The 21424-nt window shown below is 43.6% G+C and carries 28 protein-coding genes; 5 read left to right on the forward strand and 23 right to left on the reverse strand.

The features are described 5' to 3' along the window. Positions 1-156 precede the first annotated feature (156 nt). From ACMAZD_RS11615 to ACMAZD_RS11640, 6 genes are all read right to left on the reverse strand, one after another. On the reverse strand, positions 157-552 hold the full coding sequence (locus ACMAZD_RS11615) for a hypothetical protein (RefSeq protein WP_435247341.1): 396 nt from the start codon (positions 550-552) through the stop codon (positions 157-159). 168 nt (positions 553-720) lie between these two features. After that, positions 721-1371 (reverse strand): hypothetical protein, encoded by a 651-nt coding sequence (locus ACMAZD_RS11620; RefSeq protein WP_435247342.1) that lies wholly within the window; start codon positions 1369-1371, stop codon positions 721-723. 143 nt (positions 1372-1514) lie between these two features. After that, a complete protein-coding gene (locus tag ACMAZD_RS11625) occupies positions 1515-1925 on the reverse strand; it encodes a cytidine deaminase (protein WP_102267048.1) in 411 nt (136 codons plus the stop codon). Between the two features lie 135 nt (positions 1926-2060). Next, positions 2061-2426: a VOC family protein gene (locus ACMAZD_RS11630; RefSeq protein WP_102267046.1), complete on the reverse strand. Its 366-nt coding sequence runs from the start codon at positions 2424-2426 to the stop codon at positions 2061-2063. A 95-nt stretch (positions 2427-2521) separates the two neighbouring features. Further along, positions 2522-2872 carry a hypothetical protein gene (locus ACMAZD_RS11635; protein ID WP_102270871.1) on the reverse strand — a complete coding sequence of 117 codons (351 nt, stop codon included), beginning with the start codon at positions 2870-2872 and terminating at the stop codon, positions 2522-2524. A 139-nt stretch (positions 2873-3011) separates the two neighbouring features. Beyond that, a complete protein-coding gene (locus tag ACMAZD_RS11640; protein ID WP_435247343.1) occupies positions 3012-3443 on the reverse strand; it encodes a hypothetical protein in 432 nt (143 codons plus the stop codon). Positions 3444-3769: 326 nt separating this feature from the next. Between ACMAZD_RS11640 and ACMAZD_RS11645 the strand changes: the two genes are divergently transcribed. After that, positions 3770-4021 (forward strand): ogr/Delta-like zinc finger family protein, encoded by a 252-nt coding sequence (locus ACMAZD_RS11645; protein ID WP_017633068.1) that lies wholly within the window; start codon positions 3770-3772, stop codon positions 4019-4021. Here ACMAZD_RS11645 and ACMAZD_RS11650 read toward each other — a convergent pair. The 11 genes from ACMAZD_RS11650 to ACMAZD_RS11700 all read right to left on the reverse strand — a co-directional run bounded on the left by ACMAZD_RS11650 (position 4016) and on the right by ACMAZD_RS11700 (position 10743). Then, a complete protein-coding gene (locus ACMAZD_RS11650; protein WP_063523336.1) occupies positions 4016-4234 on the reverse strand; it encodes a hypothetical protein in 219 nt (72 codons plus the stop codon). The two genes, ACMAZD_RS11645 and ACMAZD_RS11650, sit on opposite strands and share 6 nt — an antisense overlap. A gap of 183 nt (positions 4235-4417) precedes the next feature. After that, a complete protein-coding gene (locus ACMAZD_RS11655) occupies positions 4418-7120 on the reverse strand; it encodes a replication endonuclease (RefSeq protein WP_435247344.1) in 2703 nt (900 codons plus the stop codon). Between the two features lie 40 nt (positions 7121-7160). Beyond that, positions 7161-7382 (reverse strand): hypothetical protein, encoded by a 222-nt coding sequence (locus ACMAZD_RS11660; protein ID WP_102268063.1) that lies wholly within the window; start codon positions 7380-7382, stop codon positions 7161-7163. Continuing rightward, complete coding sequence (locus ACMAZD_RS11665; protein WP_054542022.1) at positions 7379-7609, reverse strand: hypothetical protein; 231 nt, start codon at positions 7607-7609, stop codon at positions 7379-7381. The genes ACMAZD_RS11660 and ACMAZD_RS11665 overlap by 4 nt, the downstream gene beginning before the upstream one ends. Beyond that, on the reverse strand, positions 7609-8010 hold the full coding sequence (locus ACMAZD_RS11670; RefSeq protein WP_102413700.1) for a hypothetical protein: 402 nt from the start codon (positions 8008-8010) through the stop codon (positions 7609-7611). Before ACMAZD_RS11670 ends, ACMAZD_RS11665 begins: the two co-directional genes overlap by 1 nt. Continuing rightward, positions 8007-8450: a DUF3850 domain-containing protein gene (locus ACMAZD_RS11675; protein WP_372018794.1), complete on the reverse strand. Its 444-nt coding sequence runs from the start codon at positions 8448-8450 to the stop codon at positions 8007-8009. Before ACMAZD_RS11675 ends, ACMAZD_RS11670 begins: the two co-directional genes overlap by 4 nt. 2 nt (positions 8451-8452) lie before the next feature. Then, entirely contained in the window at positions 8453-8863 is a 411-nt protein-coding gene (locus tag ACMAZD_RS11680; RefSeq protein WP_435247345.1) for a hypothetical protein, read from the reverse strand. After that, positions 8860-9465: a 3'-5' exonuclease gene (locus tag ACMAZD_RS11685; RefSeq protein ID WP_435247346.1), complete on the reverse strand. Its 606-nt coding sequence runs from the start codon at positions 9463-9465 to the stop codon at positions 8860-8862. Before ACMAZD_RS11685 ends, ACMAZD_RS11680 begins: the two co-directional genes overlap by 4 nt. Before the next feature lie 110 nt (positions 9466-9575). Next, positions 9576-9869, reverse strand: coding sequence for a hypothetical protein (locus ACMAZD_RS11690; protein WP_435247347.1), 294 nt, complete (start codon positions 9867-9869; stop codon positions 9576-9578). A gap of 11 nt (positions 9870-9880) precedes the next feature. Further along, entirely contained in the window at positions 9881-10420 is a 540-nt protein-coding gene (locus ACMAZD_RS11695) for a phage regulatory CII family protein (protein ID WP_435247348.1), read from the reverse strand. Positions 10421-10530: 110 nt separating this feature from the next. Then, positions 10531-10743, reverse strand: a complete 213-nt coding sequence (locus tag ACMAZD_RS11700) for a hypothetical protein (protein ID WP_017083989.1) — start codon at positions 10741-10743, stop codon at positions 10531-10533. A 148-nt stretch (positions 10744-10891) separates the two neighbouring features. Between ACMAZD_RS11700 and ACMAZD_RS11705 the strand changes: the two genes are divergently transcribed. The 4 genes from ACMAZD_RS11705 to ACMAZD_RS11720 all read left to right on the forward strand — a co-directional run bounded on the left by ACMAZD_RS11705 (position 10892) and on the right by ACMAZD_RS11720 (position 13953). After that, positions 10892-11548, forward strand: coding sequence for a phage repressor protein CI (locus ACMAZD_RS11705; RefSeq protein ID WP_435247349.1), 657 nt, complete (start codon positions 10892-10894; stop codon positions 11546-11548). Between the two features lie 2 nt (positions 11549-11550). After that, positions 11551-11724, forward strand: a complete 174-nt coding sequence (locus ACMAZD_RS11710; RefSeq protein WP_435247350.1) for a hypothetical protein — start codon at positions 11551-11553, stop codon at positions 11722-11724. Between the two features lie 389 nt (positions 11725-12113). Continuing rightward, the gene (locus ACMAZD_RS11715; RefSeq protein ID WP_435247351.1) at positions 12114-12671 is read left to right on the forward strand and encodes a hypothetical protein; all 558 of its coding nucleotides are present in this window, start codon (positions 12114-12116) and stop codon (positions 12669-12671) included. A 319-nt stretch (positions 12672-12990) separates the two neighbouring features. Further along, positions 12991-13953, forward strand: coding sequence for a hypothetical protein (locus ACMAZD_RS11720; protein WP_435247352.1), 963 nt, complete (start codon positions 12991-12993; stop codon positions 13951-13953). Positions 13954-15037: 1084 nt separating this feature from the next. On the opposite strand, the gene ACMAZD_RS11725 is transcribed toward ACMAZD_RS11720, so the two are convergent. From ACMAZD_RS11725 to ACMAZD_RS11750, 6 genes are read right to left on the reverse strand one after another with little or no spacing between them, the layout of a single operon-like run. Next, positions 15038-15877, reverse strand: a complete 840-nt coding sequence (locus ACMAZD_RS11725; RefSeq protein ID WP_435247353.1) for a hypothetical protein — start codon at positions 15875-15877, stop codon at positions 15038-15040. Beyond that, entirely contained in the window at positions 15867-17072 is a 1206-nt protein-coding gene (locus ACMAZD_RS11730; protein ID WP_435247354.1) for an MFS transporter, read from the reverse strand. Before ACMAZD_RS11730 ends, ACMAZD_RS11725 begins: the two co-directional genes overlap by 11 nt. Continuing rightward, positions 17062-18336 (reverse strand): ATP-grasp domain-containing protein, encoded by a 1275-nt coding sequence (locus tag ACMAZD_RS11735; RefSeq protein ID WP_435247355.1) that lies wholly within the window; start codon positions 18334-18336, stop codon positions 17062-17064. Before ACMAZD_RS11735 ends, ACMAZD_RS11730 begins: the two co-directional genes overlap by 11 nt. Then, entirely contained in the window at positions 18333-19028 is a 696-nt protein-coding gene (locus ACMAZD_RS11740; protein ID WP_435247356.1) for an SDR family NAD(P)-dependent oxidoreductase, read from the reverse strand. Before ACMAZD_RS11740 ends, ACMAZD_RS11735 begins: the two co-directional genes overlap by 4 nt. Next, the gene (locus tag ACMAZD_RS11745) at positions 19025-20167 is read right to left on the reverse strand and encodes an ATP-grasp domain-containing protein (protein ID WP_435247357.1); all 1143 of its coding nucleotides are present in this window, start codon (positions 20165-20167) and stop codon (positions 19025-19027) included. The genes ACMAZD_RS11740 and ACMAZD_RS11745 overlap by 4 nt, the downstream gene beginning before the upstream one ends. Further along, a complete protein-coding gene (locus tag ACMAZD_RS11750; protein ID WP_435247358.1) occupies positions 20157-21302 on the reverse strand; it encodes an NAD/NADP octopine/nopaline dehydrogenase family protein in 1146 nt (381 codons plus the stop codon). Before ACMAZD_RS11750 ends, ACMAZD_RS11745 begins: the two co-directional genes overlap by 11 nt. Between the last annotated feature and the right edge of the window lie 122 nt (positions 21303-21424).

Here is a 21424-nt window from a genome sequence, read left to right on the forward strand (position 1 = left end):
TTTTAGTAAAAAGAAAAAGGAATAAAAATAATATACTTACTAACAATGTTAGTACATATAACTTAAAGAACATTTCTTCCTGATTCATATTTCTTCCTTACACATTGCACAGTAAAATGCCACGTGTTTCGAATCGCTATTAAACAGTTTGTATGGCTATTGACTCTCTGAGGTTCTCACGTACGTCCCATTGAAGGTGACATTTAGCCCGCCACAACCGTTGTCTTTGCTAACTACGAGAGTATCTTGATCTAATAAAATTTGGAGAGTACAGCCGTTAACGTCATAGTCTATTTGATTACCTTTTAACGTTACAACTCCGTCGATTTCTCCAAAATTTACAAGACCAGAAGAAGAGTCACCTACCCAAACTGATGTCCCTGATAGTTCGTATGTGTTCGAACCCACCTTAGTTAAATCAATAAAGGCAGTGTCAGTATCCAATTGATCATTGTTATACCGCTCATAATGCCCCTGAAAACCAGGAACGACTGCTGCATATGCAAGCGATGAAATAAGCAACATACTTAGAGCTACGTAAACTGTTTTCAAGCTCAAATTCTCCTCAATAGACTAACGCGTTAAGTAGTGAGCAACGCTATCCCCTACTTAAACCATTGTGCCGTAAATACTAAAGCTGGCATAATCACCTCCACTTACAATTGAAGGTGTCCATTAGATCGGGTCAACTACAGAATCCGTCTTAAATGCTTTGTTAGTTTAATAGTTGTGCTCCTGTGTGCGGTGATAAAAGTCGGGAGCTAAGTTTACAAGTTTAAAAAGATCGCTAGACATAATCAGCTTGAGCAGAGCTTGCATTGCGACTCCATATTCACTCACCTTTTGATCATCATCCCCCAATTCATAATGCTCACAATATGCTGCTTCGTCGTACCCAGGCATACCATAAAGTGCTATTGAATATTTGTTGCTCCAATCTCCTATGTTCATCCTTACTCGTTCACGGGTTTCTTCTGACCTGTAAGTGTCCTCTAGCCTATTTCTCTGGCGATCAGCATTAATTAACTTCAACAATTCAACTTTATGTGCGTCGGTTAACTCAGATTCATTATCCTTAACTTTTTTTTGAATACGCCTACCAACAATTCCATCCAAATCAGGCCAAGTATCTAACTTACCCTCTTCGTATGCTTCAAGCTCTTCCCAACTGTTTAGGTGTTTATTCTCTACATCCCACCACTCAATGTATTCATTTAGAGTTTTGTTAAGACCAACTTCTGTATGGATGTAAACAACGCCCTCAGAAATAACTAATGCGTAAATTCTTTCACTTTCATACTTATCAATTAATACTTTTAGCTTGGGTTCAAGTTCCTGAAAAACTAAATCTGCATTTAAACGATTTCTCATAAAGTTATCCTATTAAACTAAACGCCGCGTTAAGTAGTGAGCAACGCCAGCCAGCCACCCAACCTAAACCATTGCACCTTAAACACTTAACCCAACTTTGAATGCAAAATGCCAAGTGTTGGGAATCAGTCTTAAATGCCTTGTTATAGCGCTTTGCCGTTTACAAGTGACCAATGATGAGGCATTAATTCTCGTATAGTCTTGAAAACCAATGCATTATCTGAAGTCGTAATTGCTGCTTTAACATCCCCACCCCAGTGGACAAGGCGCTCTTGGCAAACCCCGCATGGTGACAAGATTAGAAACTCATCGTTCTCATTTTCACGACACAGACATAATGAGTGAGTCACTCGCTCATTGAGTTTGTGAGCCTCTAAATACGCTCCCACTTCCATGCATAGGGAAAGAGCATCGTTTTGGGTATCAGGAGCAACGCTTGTTAATATTTTTCCTGACTCTGTTCTAATAGCTGCGGCACCACCCCAACCCGAAGGATATCGCATATTTACTAGTTCTACTGCCGCTTGATAAAGCTCTTTTTCGATACTTTCCATCACCATCCATCTTCAATTTTATCGGGCGCTATAACGCCGCATTAATCGGACTAAATTTGTGGGTTATACTGTGGAGCGAAGCGGAACCTAACCCACTGTTTTAGTTCCATTTAAATGCCTTGTTAGGTAAATACACTATAGCTTACGAAAAGCTCGACTGGAAATACTTACCGAGTTCCCATCAGGATCTTTAGTGTTTGAAAACTGGTAACCATTAGCTTCATGGACTGCACCAAATTTAACACCTGAGACTGATGCATTTGCAATGAATTCAGTAATATTTTCAACATTGAAAGTCAGTTTTACGGCAGCCTGCCCAAGTTTAATGCTCTTTGCTGCTTGATGAATCAAGATGGAAGACCCACCATTCTTAGGAAATAGTTCAATCAAACCTTCGACAACCTCACCCGTTGTTTCAAAATTAAAGTGTGTACTATAAAACTCCGCAGTTTTTTTCATATTGCGAGCATAAATCATAATAGTACTAAGTGTTACATCCATGTGTATCTCCGATATATGAATATTAATTGCGTATCAAAAGTTGCCTAACGCATGGTAAAAATGCCACGCGTGCCGAATCAATCTTGAACAATTTGTTAGTTTTCCGCTTCCACGAAGTTCAAGAGATCTTTGTAATTATTTACAACAATATCGACGGAATTATCGTCGTGATAAACTCGATAGAGCTTTCCGTTTTCGCCATCATTAACATTGATAAAGTATGGATCTCCAGACCCACATAAGCAGCTACCAACGGCTATATATCCAGACTTAACAACGTTGATACCCGGATAACAATGACTAGTTTCATCTTCAATTTCAGAGCGTGTAAATATCTTAAAGTCTGCCCCTAACTCTGACAAATCAAAGTCATCTGGGATCTCAAATGTTTTATTACCCAAATCGTTCTTGGATACAAAATCCAACCAATAATCAGGAATATTCATCACTGTAAACTCCAAAAGAAAACTAACGCCCAATTAAGTAGCTGACAACGCTACCAATACACTTAAACCTACCACCTTAATCACTGAAGCTAAACCAAGTTGAAAATGCCAAGTGTTGACAGTCTGCTTGAATTGCTTGTTATGTTTCTGTTTGCGTACTCCACTGGTCTTTAATTTTGTGCAGTTTCCACAAATAAATAACTTGGATTATTGGTTCCAATCTCAGGTTTATGTATTCAGAGGAAAAGCTGGATATAGTAACAAAAAGGCAAACCACTATTCCTATATAACCATTAACAATACATGCAGATAACCCCCAATTCTTCCCTCGAACCAGTCCATAAGCACTTATAGAGAAAAACAAGTAAAGACCAGTTACCAAAGAAAAGAGAGCATTTGATTGGGAGCCATCATAGATTAAGCCAAAGATCTCCAATGAAAATTCAGCTTCAATTCCAATTACTTTAGTTATTATCGCTAGAGAGGACACAACCCCAAGTACGATGAATATCCAACCAATGACTTTTATCCACATAGGTAATAACTTTAAGCGACTTTCTACTACATTCATGTATACCTCTAAATTTTCCTTGCAAACATAACAGCTTTATTAGACAGAAAAATTCGGCATTTAAATACAGAATTTATCTATCTAGTAATCTTATGTAAGACAGGGTATACATTTAACCTTTGTATGTTCAACAAGTTATCTTCAGATGATGATTCATCACTTCACAAAATACAGAATTTTTCTGCATAGTCCGACAGTTGTGGCTCATCTAGGTAAGCACGCCCTCGAGAAAAACAAAAAGACATCCTCAAACCCTGAGAACTGTATAAATCCTCACCATAATTTAGTAACATGGGCTTATCATTTCGATAGGTTCATGGTGTCATATGAGAGTAATTTGCCAGGAGTGTGGCGAGAAAGCCCGCATACAAAAATCCAACCGAATTTCAGCGAGTTATAGTGATTTGTACTGCAGTTGTAGTGACCCCGAATGCGGCCACACCTTTGTAATGAATCTAAGCTTTAGCCGCACTCTTAGTCCGTCTGCTAAGACGACTTCTCAGATAGCTTTTAACCTAGTCAAAGCCCTACCGCCCGAGCAGCGGCAAGAGCTTCAAAATCAGCTTTCAATGCTATAGCGAAAACTTCGGTGTCTCTGCCTCTGCGGCCATCCTAATTATCGATTGGATGGCCTTTATTTTATCTGCGTCTAACTCGCCTTTATTGTCGGCGATCAAAAGCCCCATTAAGTACACACCAACTTGCGCACTATCAGCACGGGCTTCACTCATGGAAATACCGTCAATAATGACGTCAAGCGAGCGCTGAAACAGCATTTTCTTATAAGGCATATCTACTCTCCTAGCAATGACACTCAGAATATTACTGTATATGCATACAGTGGTAAACAGGTGTTTTTAGTGATTGATTCACGTATTTGATAATTTTGTTTGGTTAGAGCCTTCATAAAGCCACCTTTTTAGTGGCTTCCTCATCAATTTTCCTGTCCCAATACAACATGACGAATCTAGCGTTCACACTAAAGGCCAGTCATCAGACTCAATGATTTCTAGGTACTCACTCCACGATTTATTTGGACGTTTACTTACAGTGATGTCAGATAGATTTGGCTGTTGGTATTCGTGGTCTTCATCTTCACCGGTTAGAAGTTCAGGCTGTTTAGCCTCGAAATCATCTAACCAGCTTAAATCTGGCTTGGGTTGGTACTCTTCAACGAGCTGGGCAGGGCGAACCGTGCCGCATGGTAGGTGCTCCGCAGGGCGGATTCTTATACTCGTTTCATCATCTATTCGAATTGAACTGCCTTCTTGCAGCGCGATTAATGCTGAATCATCAATATTTGGCGGTAAACCACCACCTACTGAGTAAGGTTCTAATAATCGCTTAAGCTGATCGCTGACCTGTACTTTCTGCGGTTGCGTACAGTTATTGACAGAACTCCGAGAGGAATCAGAGATTCCAGAAAGAGCAAGATCAAGAGCCCCCGCTTCAGATTCATCACTCATTTCAGTCTTCGTTACTATCTGCCAAGTCTTAAGACGAGTCTTAACCAACTCACCTGCAGCAATAAAACCTTCTATTTTTCGAACGTCTTCACCATGCGGAGAGGCAAACGGCAGCACCTCATAAGAGTTCGTGATCAGCAAATCCTCACGCTTAACGAACGGGCCACCCTGCCCCATGATGTAGCCTTGCCAGTTGCCATGGTCGGCCGCTTTCATTGTTCCTGCGACATTCACTTGGTCTGTATTAGCTCTCGCCTCGTAGTTCTCAGCAATCACAGCTACTAACTCTGCATTCGTCATGACATGAACTGGTTTAAACGGACCAACTAAACGGTACATAGACATAAGGTAAATAGAAGCCAGTTCTTCACGTTCTTGCTTGAAAACGTATTCCATAAAGGCCTTCTTGTTTTGGCTAGCTAGGCGGCGCAGTTCTCGGTAAGTGGTAACCGGTGCGCCACCAAAGAATTGAAATTGACGAATACCCCAGCGGCTCTTCCAAGCATTGACGTTTTTGGCCATCGCTTGCACAGATTGCCCGGTCTCTTTCGAAACCTCTTCACCCATGGCATAGCCGTCAATATTTTTAGAAATGTACTTAGCGATGTAGCCCGTTGCTGTGCCTTTTTCTGGGTCGATATACCCAAAGTCACAACGAGGCTGATAATTGAATGGGCCTTGAATAGACTGCTTCTTGGCTGCACGTTTTTCGTTGCGATCGAAGAACGGGTAAAGCTCTTCTTTGTCTTCATCAACCGCATAGCGAATAAACACTTCACGCACCTTGGCCACATGCTCTGGCTTAACCCAAATCAGCAAATGCCAGTGCGGAGTACCATCATGATGTGGCTCAGCAACGCGAATACCAAACCAACGAATCTCATCACGGCCTAATTTGGCACGAATGCGCTGCCAAACCTTATTCAAATAGGTTTGTGCTTCACGTGGGCTCGCCCCGTTCCAATGTGGAATGAAGCCGCCTTTCTTATAGCTATTATGATATTTCGATGGTGCTGTCAGCGTTAAGAACAAACCTTGTAGGCCAAGTTCATTGCCGATATCTTCACAACCACGACAACGAACCATTAATTCATGACGACGAATGGCAGGGTTCGACATGCTTTTCAATACCATGTCTTCCATTTCAACTTCTTCGCCAGTGGTCTCTTCTCTAAGTAGCTGACCCTGAATGAAATCCCAGTTCTTCTTTTGCTGAACTTTATGTTCTTGAATGCAATCCCATGAAGCATAAGGTGATGCTTTCGCCGACACTTGACCCATCGCGATAGCTAAGTGCTCGCGCATAATTTTACGAATGCGCTTTAAACGTCTAAACCACCACTTTTCACAACTCAACTTAGAGATAAACGACATGATGTTTTCAGGCGTAATCTTCTTGTCTTCGCTTGGCGTTTTTATCCCAAAGCTACGCACCAAAGAAACGCACTGCTTATAAACCATTAATGCAGCGATGTTCTCACCGTTCTCGGTTTCACATTCAATTGATTGAGTTATTATCGTTTGGTATCGAATCAAGATAGACACAATTCTAAATGCCATCTCTCGAAGTTCATCTTCAACTAGCTCGGCAATGATTTTGGAGCGAACCGGCTTGCGGTTTTTCTCGGATTGTTCGAAGTCGAAACAGGCTTGCTGATTCGCTTGCTTAAAGTTGTTTTGCTGAGGACTGCTTTCGACATCGACAGCATCACTCAGCAAAGCAACCTTAGAAGTAGTAGGAAGTTGTTTGTATTGCTCTAGCACCAACAGAACACGCCTGTGCGCGGGTACCATTTTTTCACGAATGAAAGTGTTTGCGGCAAAACGGCCTTGCTTCTTAAAAATCGAAACATAGCGATTGGCGAAATACTTAGTCAGGTAATGAGGGAGGTCAGAAAAATGCTCAGAAAGCCAGTCTTTGTCTGCAGGGTTTACTTCATATAATTTACGCTCAACAACGGAAAGATTTTCAGGCTCACGCTCGATCATGGAGCGTGAAGACAAAACGATGTCATTAGGGATTGGAGTAACGGTCTGATCACCGCCAACCCATTCAAGAAAGGCTTCATGTGATCGCTCTTGTTGCTGTTCATTAAATTCAATGCTGCTGATATCAACATCTTGATACCACGAAATAAGGCGCTCACCAGAAGTTTGAACCTTCTGAAGTGAGCGCCTGCTTTTCTTGGATGCGTAAGTTGATAAACTCATGCTGGGCGTAGGCCAGCTTCTTTTAATACGGCCTGTATTTTCATGCAGCCACCTCGACAAAAATCACTTCTGGTTTCTTCTTCTTTTCTTCTAACGTAGCCAGAATCTCTTTTACTTTGTCGTCATAAACACTCAAATACAGGTTTGCCCCAGCAAGGCTCCAAGCCGTTTGAACTCGCTGTTTCTTCCCAAAACCACAAAAGAAGCGATCACCAATTTTTATCGCTACTGCTTGTTTTTGCGCTTGCTTGTAAAAACTCATAACGCTGCAAGCTCCTGTGTATCCATGATCATGTGGCCGCCAGTGTGGTTACCTTTGATAATCACCCCGTTCAAAACGTGCTGGCAGTTGAACAGCTCGCAAGCCGTATGAATCGCGGGATCAGCCGATTCAAACTCACCTAGCAACACGTTCTTCACTTCATTGGTTTCATCATGGCGAACAACACCGCCACCGCTATTTAGGGCAACTGCTACATAACTCAGCATCAGCAAGCCTCCACAGTTGAGTAGCCGTGAATAGGCTCACATTCACGCCACCACATTTGCATAGTTGCGTTTTGGCTAGTGCTTTTGGTACAGGCAGAAACGAAGAAGAGTGCACGGATTGCGCCTAAAGCTTGAAGCTCGGCAGATAAGTCATTGGCTGTGTTGTAAACCACAACCCAGAAAACCCACCATGCCGTGATGAAGTCTTCAAGGCATAGCCCTTGTTCAGTGCCGTTCACGTTCACCAACATGGCACGAGTAGAATCCAGTTGAAGCATTTCGCCTTGGCTTGAATCAACGCTATTAAATACACGAACGAACTGCTCAATTTTGCGAGAGGTAAAGCCTTCACCACGAAGGCCGTGCTCTAAGTCTTTGCGGAAGACGGTAATGATGCTCATGCTGCCTCCTCCCCTAACTTTTTAAGTAGAGTCGATGCCTCTGTAGCAAAATAACGCGAATCTTGAATCTGTCTTTCTAGATCAGCGGTTGTGAGTCCAGCCTCTCGAACCACATCAATGCCCGCTTCCATGCAGTCGGCAGCTTCAATCAAACGGTCTCGTAAGTGGCCCATCAAAATCACACTGTTTAAGTGAGATGAATTTGAAAGAGAAAGAACGCATACCTCTTTACTTAAACCAAACTTACCGCCCTGTAGTACGTGCGTAATTTCATGAACCAGGGACGCCCCCGTTTTATGACCTTCACTGTCTACTTCATGCTGTATCAACACATCGTTGGCTTGATAGTTACGATCATTGACTCGAATTTCAGCCGTTTTACGACCTAAACGAACTTCGTTAAAAAACTCTGATTGGGTTTTTACTTCATGTAATTTCATGCTCACGCCCCCACTGCGGATAAACAAAACTGCTCAAATTGATATAACGCTTCATCATCAAAGTGGCCTAAATCGCGGAGGCCTAACATTTCAAGGAACAGGTGGCGGTTACTCATATCTAGGTTCGCCCAATGGTGAAGTTGCGAAACTTGTTCAATTGAACCGTTGCGGTACCAGCTTGGGAATGAATGGCCAAAGAACACACGAGCGCGATCGCTTTCCATTGCTTCTTTGATATCGGCCAACACTTCTTCTTGTCGGCGGTGCGTTGCTATCGGATCTTGCTTCTTTGCGATAGCATCGAGCTGAATCAGAATTTCTTGTTGCTGCTCTTGGTTAGCACTTTCAAAGCGCTCAACAATTTGTTCAAACGATAGGTTGAACATATGGTTGTGGGCATTTTGGTAACTCATGATCTCACCTCTTCAACTAAGCCAGCTTGAGCACAAGACTGTTGAACCTGAGTAAAACGCTCCCAAATCACCGAGACGTATTGAGCCTGGAACTTCGCATCATCTAAGGCTGAATGATGAACACCTTCACGAACTAACGTTTCTTTAGGATTGATACCTAAAATGTCACGGCCCATTCTCACAATGGTTCGCACATCAAGGTCATTCCAATGAATGAAATTAGGACGAATGCGAGTCGCTTTGAAAGAGTTCATTAGGATCACATTGTCAAAGCCTGCGCCGTTACCCCATAAACAGATGTCTTTGGATTCACCTAAATCAGCTAACCATTGGTTAAACTCAAGCAAGGCATCTTTAAGTGAAGACTTTGGCGTTTCTTTTAGGAAAATTGCACGAGCTTCATCACCTTGTGATAACCACCAAGTTACAGTCGGTGCATCAATATCACTGTAATAGGCAGCGCTATTAAGGTTAATCACCTCTTCAAACTCAGCACCTAACTGACCATTGCTAGGGTTAAAAACGACGGCACCAATAGAAACAATCGCAGCATTGCTACCATTCCCCATTGTTTCAAGATCGAGCATTACGTGTATTTTCATCTTCATTTCCTCAAATTTTGGATATAAAAAACCCTCCCTCTTTAAATCAAAGAGGGATAAAGGGTGTAGGCAAAATGCCTAGTGGCTAGGTTGGCTTGGATGTAACTGGATTATGACCAGCGCGAAAGAACATCCTTTGCGTTGGCATCAATGCGGTTAATTTCACGTGAAAGGCGCATTTGTTCAGCGCGGCAATCACTCTTGGAATACTGAGCTTGTAACTCTTCACGCTTTGAGCGAAGCGGCTTTAACTGGCGTTCGCCAAGTTCTTGTCTGGTACGCTGTAAGAAAGTTAGGCCACGTTGTTTTTGCTCGCGATTTAAAGACCAGCAAGGCAAATCAGGGCATGGGTTTTCTAGTGGTGGTACATCTACGATTGAAGGTTCTACTGTTGCAACTGACATACAAAATTCCTCTAACTTAAGCCGGGGATTGGTGCACCGTTAGCGATAAAGTCGACACCCATACTTAAAAATGGGGTTACGCCCGTAGTGCGGTTTTCTAACTGAGACATAAGCAAAACCAAATTACCGATAGCGGCTTGAGCTTTTGCAATGGCCTTACGTCTATCGCTTCTGTATAAGCGGTCTGCATTGCACATCTTCAATGCATCGCTAGACAGCTCACCAGACAGGACCGAATTTTCGAGAATGCGTTCAACGAACGTTTTTGATTCTTCTTCACTGGGCACTTTTGCCACGACGACACCTAAATCGGCCAGTACGGTGTTAATGATGGTGTAGTCGCCCGTTTCCTTGCTGATGATTGCCAAATCGACAGGCGTTAACTTGTATTGTTGCTCTGGGTTTAGCTTGCTGCGTAACACCGTTGCATTCAAACCGATGCGGTTAGCAAGCTTTTCAATGTTGTGATTGAGTACAAAGTCACGACACGCAGCGTCAAAAGCATTCTGTTTACACTCACGTAATTCGCACATAGCTACTTTATTATTCATATACGACACTCTCTATAGGAAAGGCGGAACGAGAATGACGACCCAAGCGAACAAATGAAGCCAACTTGGGCAGAAATTCTTAGTCGGAATAAGGGCAGAAAAAGCCATGGTTAGCCCAACTTTTCTAAGGCTTCACGAGATGCTATTTCCATCATGGCAATAACGTTAACCATAGGGATTTCATTTTTTGCCGCTTTAGGGCGAATGATTAGCTTGTTGTTTTCCATGTCTTTACGGAGTGTCGAAAGGGATACGCCTGAATAGCGAGAATACTCTTCAATACGCATATATGGGACAGGGGGCGATAGTGCAAATGACAACATGATGATATCCTTACAAGTTAATTTATTGAGAATCAGGCTTACTTGGTTAGCTGCCGTGGTTAAGCTTGAGTACAAGAAGATAATAGATCGCCAAACAGATTCTTGCAATAACTTTTAGCGCTCTATGTTGACTTATAGCAGGTTAAAAATGCCAAAACGAAAAATAACTGCCTTCAACTACCTTAGTGGCATTGAGTTTACTGAGAATTTAAAACATTTGACAAAGTGCAGAACTTTCTTGGAGCTAGCTGACGTTCTTGAAGTGCCAAAAGCAACATTTAGCACTTGGAATACACACAACCGAACTTCACATGAATTGATGGTTCGCTTGCATTTAGCTTTAGGCATTCCAATCGAAGAGCTTGCGCTCCCTGAAGAAGAACGAGCAAAGCTACCAAGCCACCAACCAAGAACAATTCCAGAGCAGCCTTCAGTTCAAATAACGGCAGCAAACACAGACCCGCAACACCAAACCGTGATTGTGAAAAGTTTTTGCTTAAGCGGCGGCAAGTTATTAGATACAGGCGAAATCCCATACCCATTAAGAAGAATGAATAGTTTTGGTCTACAGAGCGCAGATCTCATCGAACTAGAAACGAATGAAGCAATTATGCTGGTTGATAAGAACGATAACGATGCCGTAAGCGGTAGTTACCTAATAAGCATCGATGGCCGTCATTCAATAAACGAAGTTCAGAGACTGCCAGGCAAGCTATTGGTCGAGTTCAACGGAACAACCATCGAAACACAAGACGGTGATATTGAAGTGGTTGGAAAAGTAGTCACAGAGACAAGGAAGAGATAATTGTGAATCAGTTTACGGAATTAGTTGGTATGAAGTCTTACTTTCAAAAACACCTTAACGACCCCGTAAACTGGGTCGCGTTCATCAAAGAACATAACATGAGTGTAGAAGAACAAAAGTATTGGCGAGTTCACTTCAATTTAGATCACTCTTTCGAAGGGGAACTTGAAGCGTAGAGGGAATGTAATCACAAATGGTGAACGACGAATTGTGAACACGTTTTCCCCCAATATCGTTTAGACCTAATAATCATTCATACCTTGTTAACGTGATTTACTTGATTCAACGTGGCTCTTCTAATCGCAGCTCCGTTTTTTGGCGAAAGCTAACGTCATCATTTTCACAGCAGAGCTCTTGATATATTCGCTAATCCGTTCGTGAGATGTAGATAAAACAACCTATCTTGTCGTGATTTCGTGACGAATGATTATACTCTGTTCAAAACATTTTCTTATGCTAAGCCCAAGTCATAGGCGGGTGCGCTTCCCCAAACTCGGGGATAAAATTCCTCCATGTTGGCATTTAATAAATTATTAGTTAGGCCTTAAAAGGAAAAATTTGAAGTATGGCATTAGTCGATGATATCCAGTCAGCGAAAGATTTATGGAAAAATGGAACGCTTTTAACAAGAGCATGCATAGTCATTTCTACTTTTCTTGCAACAGGAGCGATTGCTTCGTTATCTGATGTGGTTTTTGCATGGAAAGGCTTTATCCTTGATGGGATAAATTTCTATCGTAGTATTATCGCTCAACCTTTAATACAAATTGCTGAAATATTCAGTCTTGATATTAGCTCGACTGAAGTTAACTTTCTTATCCTGACTGGTATATTTATGGCTGCCATTTATCGAAAGGTCTGGGTTACATCCAAAATAGGAATGAGAGTTACTTCTGGCACAGTTATGCTAACTGGTTTGTGTATCTTGGTGTATTTAGTGGGTCGAAGTGACGGTCTTCAAGTAAACATATCTGTGTTGTATATTTACTTGGGTGTTTGTTTGGTTTATCCAGTACTTAGAGGCTTTTCACAGCAAGAGAAAACCGCCTACTACCTCCCAATTGCTACAGCCATTATGTTAAATTTATTCGCTGCTGCGATAAACTCAGGGCTTACTCGATAGTAAAGGCCTAACACATATGAACTATTTCCTGGACAAGAGATTTAATTTGGCTGCGTTAGCAGCCATGTGCTCTAGTACTGCGCAAGCTTTTCTGACTTAACTGAAAAGCGTCCAAGAATGGTTTAGCATATTGCTCAATATCGCTGGAATCAATTGAGAACTTACGGCAAGTTCTGAAGTTCACATCCTAGGCGCTAGGCAATACGGGCATTAGATTGAGCGTGAGTATGATTAATAAAGTAAAATCACAGAATAAAACCGTCTAATTAGCGTTAGATTTTCATTTAAATCCGAGTATTTTTTCATATTTGAAGTAGTTATGAATATAATAAATTTTTTAGTTTTATGCTTTTTGTTTTTTGGCCTTGCTGGGTTCGCTACTAAGTCAACTCGCTGGAGCTGGGTTGATGCTGTTTACTACCCACTGGGTGCTATTGGTGTTTGTTTAGTCTTTATTCAAAGTGCTAATTATCGTGAAATTATAGAGCTCTATGATCTAGAGGTAAAACAGAGATCAGAGCTTGCTAAATTAGAAAGGCAGAGACCTGAATTTAGTGAGTTTGACAATGAAGATACGTTGATTGAAACACAAGGCAATCATCTTGCACATATTTCTAAATATGCGGATGCTTGTGGCGATGTTATCAAAAGTACCGAGTGTGAATCAGCTAAAAAAATCTCGAGTATAACTAAGGATTATGAAACTAAGTTTGTTCAGCTTTCTGGCACTGAACGTGTTCAAGCTGTATGTTCTGCGGCTATTCCGATGATCGAAAAATTAGGGGAAGCAGACGTACTTGGTGTTACGCTACATGAGTCATTACTAAATTACTTTTCAGCTGGTGTAGAAAAAGGGTTTTATCAGTATGACTACAAAGGAAGTACCGATTACATAGACGGCTTTTCCAACTTTGCTAGAAATAATTTTAGTAGTCTTGTGAACCATAAAGTTTTCTCGGGAGAGGAAGTTGCACTTTTATCAAGTGAGTTCGAAGAAACTCTATATTTTACTAAATCATTACTTAGCTCTCTAAATGTTTGCCTAAGAGCCCCAGAAACGATTCGAAATGGTGAGTACTCTGATTGGTCTACTAAGAAACATAAAAATGTTTTGGAGTTAACAGGGTTGCAGGAAAGAGCAGAAAGCTTGTCTAAAGATAAAGAAGTGAAGAATAACAATGTAACCAAGTTTCAGTTCCTATACTGGCCTTTTATCATAGTGTTTGCTTTGAGTATAAAGTTTGGCAAAGCTGTTAATAGCCTCGTGCCTAAGAAAATCTAACGAATAAGAGTTAAGATTTGCGTAGCCAACGTTTAATCCCAAAGTGTTAAACAAGCCTGAGCTTCTATATATGTAAATTGTACGATGTCCTCTAGAAGGATGGCGGCCTTGATGCTTTTATAAGGCGAGTTCGGTCTGCGTAAGGCAGAGGGGCGACATCATTCGGTTCGTCCTGTATGTCAGCTTTGCTATTTGCCATACCTGTAGTTATTCAACACTTGCTAATATAAGGTTTCGCGAAACTCATTCTGTCCAAAAACCACTCAGGTTGAATTTTTACCCATGGCATTTTCTAGCTCGAAAATGCCCCAAAGTGTGCCAGCGTCAGTTGAACCAGTTCTCTGACGCTTTGCCACATGATTTAGTTTTGCTAATACCTTAACAGACCAAAAAATGGACGGCACCCAAATTAGCCACAAATGGCTAAATTCAGAAAATTAGCCGTATATGGCTAAATGCGGTTGCTAGCTCAGATTTGCCCATTTTCTTGCTAGCGAGATTCTCAGCTGGGTAAATTCTGTCAGAGTTTGCCCAACTTTTCCTAATATCTGGTCAGAACCAGAGTATGTACGGATCAGGTCCTGAGGCATCAGTTAAGTTTTTATCAATGAATTACAAAGGGTGAGCTACGTTCTTTTAAAGCATTAAGATACTTAATTTCACTATAGGGGCGGTTGTCTTTCCAGCAACGATGAGCTATGCCGTATCCACCTGAAGACAAGCTTCCTAGTAGAGACTTGGTGAGCTTTCCCTGCATCTCTTTGTTTTTGATCATACTGATTGCCCAGATAAGATTCCTTTATTGAATACTTTGCCTATTCAATAAAGGAGCGGCGCAGGAACGTAGAACTGTGCCAGTGTCAATGTACCCATATTTCTTGACCGCAGTGTTGTGTTACTGGGACAATTCCTGCGTACTGCTGAACTTATTTTGCTGAGTTAAACCGGCTCCGTTTCTCTCTAAAAGCTACAAGCAAGCGAGGATCTGAACATTCACTCGCCCTTGTAGGCTTCTAGACTGCCAAATTACGATAGAGAAAGACCAGGATAGCCCAGACTTGACGGATTATAAAACTTCCTCGATCTATTTATAGACCTCGCAGAGTCGATAGTGTGGCTTAGCCACGTCTGCGCTAATGAACGCAATGCTGCGGATGTGGTTCGATCGCTCTCTTTCCAATACCCCATGTAACGCGTAAGCATTTTGGGGATAGAAGATGAAAGTGTTGGTCTCGTACTCCAGCCTGTCCACTTCAATCATTTCATTCATCTCAAAGTCGTACAAATCACCAAAGGTTTCATGTCTTTTCGTATCTTCTTCCGAGATTTTGATCGACGCATCCTTGAACTTGTAGATTCCCAATCCTCCCCCTTTGGCGGTATCCCCCTCTTCCTTGATATACAGCAGCCCAGCGTAAAGCTTGAAGGGCCGGTCAAGGTGTGGCCCTCGGTAAAAGCGCACATTATTGCTCGGGTTACACGGGTAACAAATGAAGCCGCCGTCCAAGACCACCTTCTTCTCCGCCGTCGTGTCATACCCATCAAGGCCGAAATCGCTGTCGAGGTGCACGTCGACATAATCACGGTAGTTGGGGGAGAACTCAACCGCGAGTGACCCAAACAGTTGAATGTAGCGTCGGTAGAACTCGGGCGACGAGTTGGTTGCGAGAAAATCTAACCAGATCTGACTGGTCTCGGGATCGTCGTTGAAATGCTTCGGCGTGTGCCCATAGCGCCACCGCCCATTCAGCGGACCATGGATTTTCTCGAGATGCGCCCAGCTCGGCTTCGTCGCCACAAGCTCCGAGATAATAGGCTCGGGAAATAGATTTTTCTTTATTACATGCGGAAAGGGATCGGTTTTAATGTCGTCCTTCGATATGTAGTTGAGAACGCACAACTCTTCTCTAAAATTACCTTTCAAAATTGACTTTCCTTGTGTTAGGTGAAATGGATTTTTGGATGAAATACAGGGATAAACCAACGGAGATGACCGTGAGGGCTGTCCACCAGGTGACATAGTCAAACTTAGTCACCACAAATGAGCCAACCAAATTGGCGATCAAAGCCGGCAGAAACATGATGCAGTTCGCCGTGCCGAAGGCTAAGGCAGAGCCGCCACTGAGTTTGGTTAGCATGTATTCAAATCTAAAGCTATACAGGATTTCTGACAGAGAGACCGAGATCGTTGACATCAACACTAAGCCATAAATCAACACCATGTTAGTGCTGATGCTCGACAGCGACAAAAGGACAAAGTAGCCACTGAAAAAGAGGTAGATCAGAGGAAGAATACGATGTTCAGGGATCTTGCTCGCCGCCCCTTGCAATACAATCACAACGATGGCATTGACCGAAAAACAAAGGGCAAGAAATTGCGAGTTGATCGCCCCTTCCACATAGTCTGTGAACGTAAATAGTAACGTTGAATATAAGACCATAAACAGAAAAGCGAATGGAAATATCGACTTAATTGAACGATATGTGCCGATCAGACGCTCCATCGAGGGGACGCTATTGGCCGTGTTCACGGACTCGAACTGGCGCCTGATCGCGATCATCATGAGCACTAACGCAATCAAGATCGCCGCCAGAATCGACGCGCCCACTGCAGAGAAATCCAACAAGAAGTACACACCCAGCACCGGTGCAATCGCGACCGCCGCGTTAAAGCCAATTAACCGCAGCGTGATCAGTGTTTCTAGCCCAATGCGCTCGTTAACACTGGCGTACAGCGCTTTCCTTGCCACCGGGTGAAACATGCCACTTGTGATACCAATGATCTGCGAGCAAAGCACTACCGTGTAGAGATTGATGTCGTAGAACAGCACAAACAGCGCAACGGCTCTCATTAACAGTGCGATCAAGATTAGGTGGAACGCGCTGATCCTATCTCCTAGCCAACCACCATAGAGCGAAAAGACGCGATTGGACACTTCCTTTAACGAGACAACCAAGCCAGCCACATACAGTGACTGGTCAAGGGTGTTCGTTAAAATGATGACCCAAAAAGGGGTCAACATATGCGTGACGATGGTGAACAGGAAGACAGATAATAGTACAGATTTCTGCAACCGATTGGTCTGGAAGAAAAAGGCCTTCGCATTATCAAATAACATAGTCTTTATGGAAATCCTTCAGTGGAACACGCACGCTATCGATCTCGATGTCGCAATGGTGGTAGAAGACTCTTAGGTCATGGTTGAGCGCATCTGCGCTGCTTGAGAACATCGTGATGGCCCCCCAAGTTTCCACCATCAAAGCCGGGTTGGTTTTCAGATGACGGCCAAACGGTCGCGGAGACTCCTTGATGACATTGACATCCGCACCAGAATAGTCAATCGCGGTGCCGATCCCAGATTGAGAAGGCACTAAGTTCATCCAAATCCCACACCCCACGAGAGATGGGATCTGAAACCGGCCTCCGAGTATCGCAGCCACCCCATTGTCATACAGCTTTGAGTCGTAACATTGGTTCATGATCAGAGAGATGTCCGATCCCGCAATGCGTGGGTTGATCTCGACCAGATACACGTCCTCGCCATTGACGATAACCTCGGTGTGACCAAATCCAATGTTGAACCCAATCGCGGAAAGCAGTTCTTTCACCTTATCGACGGCTTTCTGTGTGCCTGCATTGTCGACCGGGAAACACGCACTGATTTCTGGGAAGTTCGGCAACTCTCCCATCACTCGGTCGGACACCCCTAATACATGGTGGTGACCATCTTGCGTAAAGGTTTCAATGCTGTAGAGATCACCCGTGATGTACTGCTCAAGCAATATACTTTGGCTCTTGTTCACCCCACGGAAATAGGTGGAGTTGGCTTGATATTGACGAATGTAGTCCGTCAGCTCTTGCGCGTCCTGTAACAATTTGACTGAATTGCTGCCGGCACAATTGATGGGCTTCGCCACGACCGGATACTCAAGGTTGTCCGGGTAACGATCGCTCTCGAGATTGTATAACCAGTATTTTGGCTTGGTAAAGCCGACGGCATCCGACGCTTTTCGCGCGAGATACTTGTTGCGACACGTAATGGCGGCTCTGCTGGCAAGCCCCGGTAAGCCAAGTGCATCGTTGATCAGCGCGGCGGTAACAATTTCGAGATCCATTAAGGCAATCACTTGAGAGATAGGCTGGTTGGCATCGATGTCTAAGAAGGTGGTTAAGATTTCTTCGAATGGCTTGTCATGGACATCGTACTCCACAATGTGGTCAACCAGGCTCAGCGCTGAGGTTTGGCCGTCCGCTAAGCCTTCATAGTAGGAAACATTAAACGTGACCAAGGTGATGTCACAGCCGAGGCTTTTCGTCGACCGTAAAAATTCTAAGCCAGCTTTGTTGTTCGTGAGCTCTAAAAAAACGACGTGTTTGTTCACCAGTTCATCCTTCTTGGTGTGTGATCTTGCAGTGAAAAGTAGTCGCCTTCAGCCGGCAATTGCTCAAACATCTGGAGCAATCGCTCGGCCGAAAGCCGTGGGTCTAGGGAAGCGTCACTGACCCCTAACCCCGTGGTGAGTTTCCCTGGATGTATGCTAAGTACCCGGACGCCCGCCAATAAAGGATCCGTGGCCATGCAGGCGGTCAGCATGTTTTGTGCCCCTTTGGTAATGCGGTAAGTGTAAGAACACTTGACGGCCGTCTCATCCCGCGCGTTGTCGTAAAAAGACCCGCGTCGTGAACTGATATTGACAACCAAACGTAAGTCTTGCCCGCTAGGCTCAGACGCGATTTGAACCAGCTCAAACGGCGCCAGTACGTTGACATGAAAGGCCGTGGTCAGTGCCGCGGGACGCTCCTTGGCAATGGTGTTGCCTTTGGAGCCCACGCCGGCGTTGTTGATAATGACCTGAGGGTTAAAGTCGTGGATCGCCGCGATCAAGGCCGGGTTGTCTCGATTGGACACCGACAGATCGCAGCTTAACTGTCTCTCCAGAAGACCGGACGCCTGCATCGCTGAGAGTTTGTCGTGATCGCGGGCGAGGCCGAGGATGGAATGGCCCCGTTGCGTCGCGACGTCTGCGATGGCTTGGCCGTAGCCGCCCGTGCACCCAGTTAATAAGATCCTCATGCCAAGATCTCTTGTTCTAGGATGGATGAGTTGGCTGTGAATTGAGCGGCGTCCGCATTGGCCAGCAAGACCGAGACTTGCATGTCTACCGAAGACGTCGATTTGGTCTGATCCTGGTCGGAAATATTGTAGTCAACCACACCGTCAATCGCCTGAAGTCGCGACTCATCGACGGTGTAGCCATAAGGGATGAGATAAAAGCGCGTGTGCTTGGTTTTCTTCGGCTGCGCGGTAAGCGTGCACGCCCCAGCTTGGGCCAACATCCCTTCTTTACTGATGTCAACGCCGTACGCTTCTTGGTTTGCTCGCACAATATACCCGCCTCCCGCACGACTCGCGATTTCGCAAAACACCAGCGTCTCATCGGAATAGAACATTTCTAAATGAAAAGCGGAGTTGTAGGGCGTGGGTAACAACGAAAAAATTTCCAATAACGCTGCATCAATTCGACGGTCGAGTACCGCATCCTCCACGGTGTCGCTGCTGAGTATCTCTTTGTTCTCGAAACACAGACAGTTACTTGAATATGTTGAGACAGAGCGAAACACAACCTGGCCATCTTTGATGACCCCATCAACATGCAGCATGGGCAGATCGATGTATTCCTCGACAATGTAGTTGTCTGGGATTTTCCCTGCTTCAACAATGGAATCGTACTTGGTCACCCCAATGGAAGAAGATCCATCGACCGGTTTGACAATTACCGGCTGGTTGGCTGAAAAATAATCGGTAACCTTGACCCCAGACCCCGGCTGCCAATAGGCCAGTACCCGGAACGTCTTCGCCGTTTTTAGATAGTCTTTCATGATGTCTTTTTGGCGAAAGGCGATCGCACTGGCCTCTGACTGCCCCTGTATGTGCAGCACCTTTCGAATTTTTGCACACACTTCCACCAGCGGCTCACTCGAGCTGATCAGGCTATGGATTTGAGCGTCTTGTTGTAACCCGCGCACGGCATCCAGCAAATGATGAAGCTCAAACGATTCGACCGCGACGACCTTTGCATCGGCAGCGTAACTCTTTGCCACGTCTGTCGTCGTAATTAAAACAAGATTGTCGATTGCGGAGAGCTTATTAAATATATTTCGCTCTTTTCCATCGGCTTTACTGATAACAATATTGATAATTCTATCGCTCATTTAATATTCCCATAATGTCAAACTTGGTATATTTCATATCATACAAACCATTTTTGTACCTCTTGAGAGGTAATAAATCAATGCCAATACGTTGGCATTTCTCTTCAATGCTAGAAATGTATGAATCTAATTCATCGGACGTGATGCCTTCACGATCCATGAGGTATTTAAAGACATAGAGAGCGGGAATATCTTCGTGGATATACCGAGAAGACTTGAGCGCTTCTATATTTTTTGGCGACATTGATTTGTATACCCCAGTACAGTTTTGAAGCGTTAAATATAAGCTTTCTTCGACATCGATATTGTACTGCCTATTTAGTATGTCTTTAAAACTGGTGGTTTTTGCTCCATACGAACTGGCCAGAGAGACGCGCAAATTGTCGAGATTTTCAAGCTTGTCTCCCAACGCCCGATCCACCCCCTCAATATAGTGATTGTAAGACTGGCCAGACAGCGTTTTGTCTAAGTTATCCCCATCCAAACACACCCCAGAATGGATAATGAATCCCAATGGATCGAACAGCAGGTTTTTCGTCTCCGTCCTGTTTAAACAAGGGAACCAGGGCAGGTCAGGGACCGCAAAGTAACCGCCTAACGCTTCCAAGGTCCGCGCATCGCCATTCACCACAGAGACATTGACCTCTTTTTTCCGCTTGGTGGTGATCCGCCGCGCTTGAAAGTCCACTCGGGTGCCGTACAATGAATCTTCCACCAGAATATGTGCGACCTCCCGACTGCCTGCATAAATGCATTGCAGCGTATTGATTAATCCTGCCTGGCCTGCGCGAATATGCACGACGAGACACTGCGCTTTACATTCTTTGTTCACTCTTAATAAAATAGCATTCCGCAGTTCATATATATCAGGAACACAAATAAATACCGCATCATACTGGGTGAGTGAGTCTAATGTATTGAATTCGGTTGTCTTGATATTTTTACAGCAGAGACTATTAGAAAGTGCATTAAGATTATCGATGACGTCAATTTTAGAATGAAAGAATTCAATCAAAGACGAGGTTTTATAATCCGATAATGTTGCGACTGTGACGTCATTTCTACTTATATCAAGATCAACGGCGAGAGACACCCCGACGTGACCGCCTCCGATTATGAGAACGTTTTTTTTCATATTTAATTACCTGCCAACTCATTATTATATTTCTCTTTTTTCTAGATACATCGAATACAACCAAATAAAAAAATGTGTGTCAACGAGGTATGTTTTATTATTACATTTATTAGTAGCCCTAA

It is taken from the genome of Vibrio sp. nBUS_14, from assembly GCF_051201655.1.
Taxonomy (GTDB): Bacteria; Pseudomonadota; Gammaproteobacteria; order Enterobacterales; family Vibrionaceae; genus Vibrio.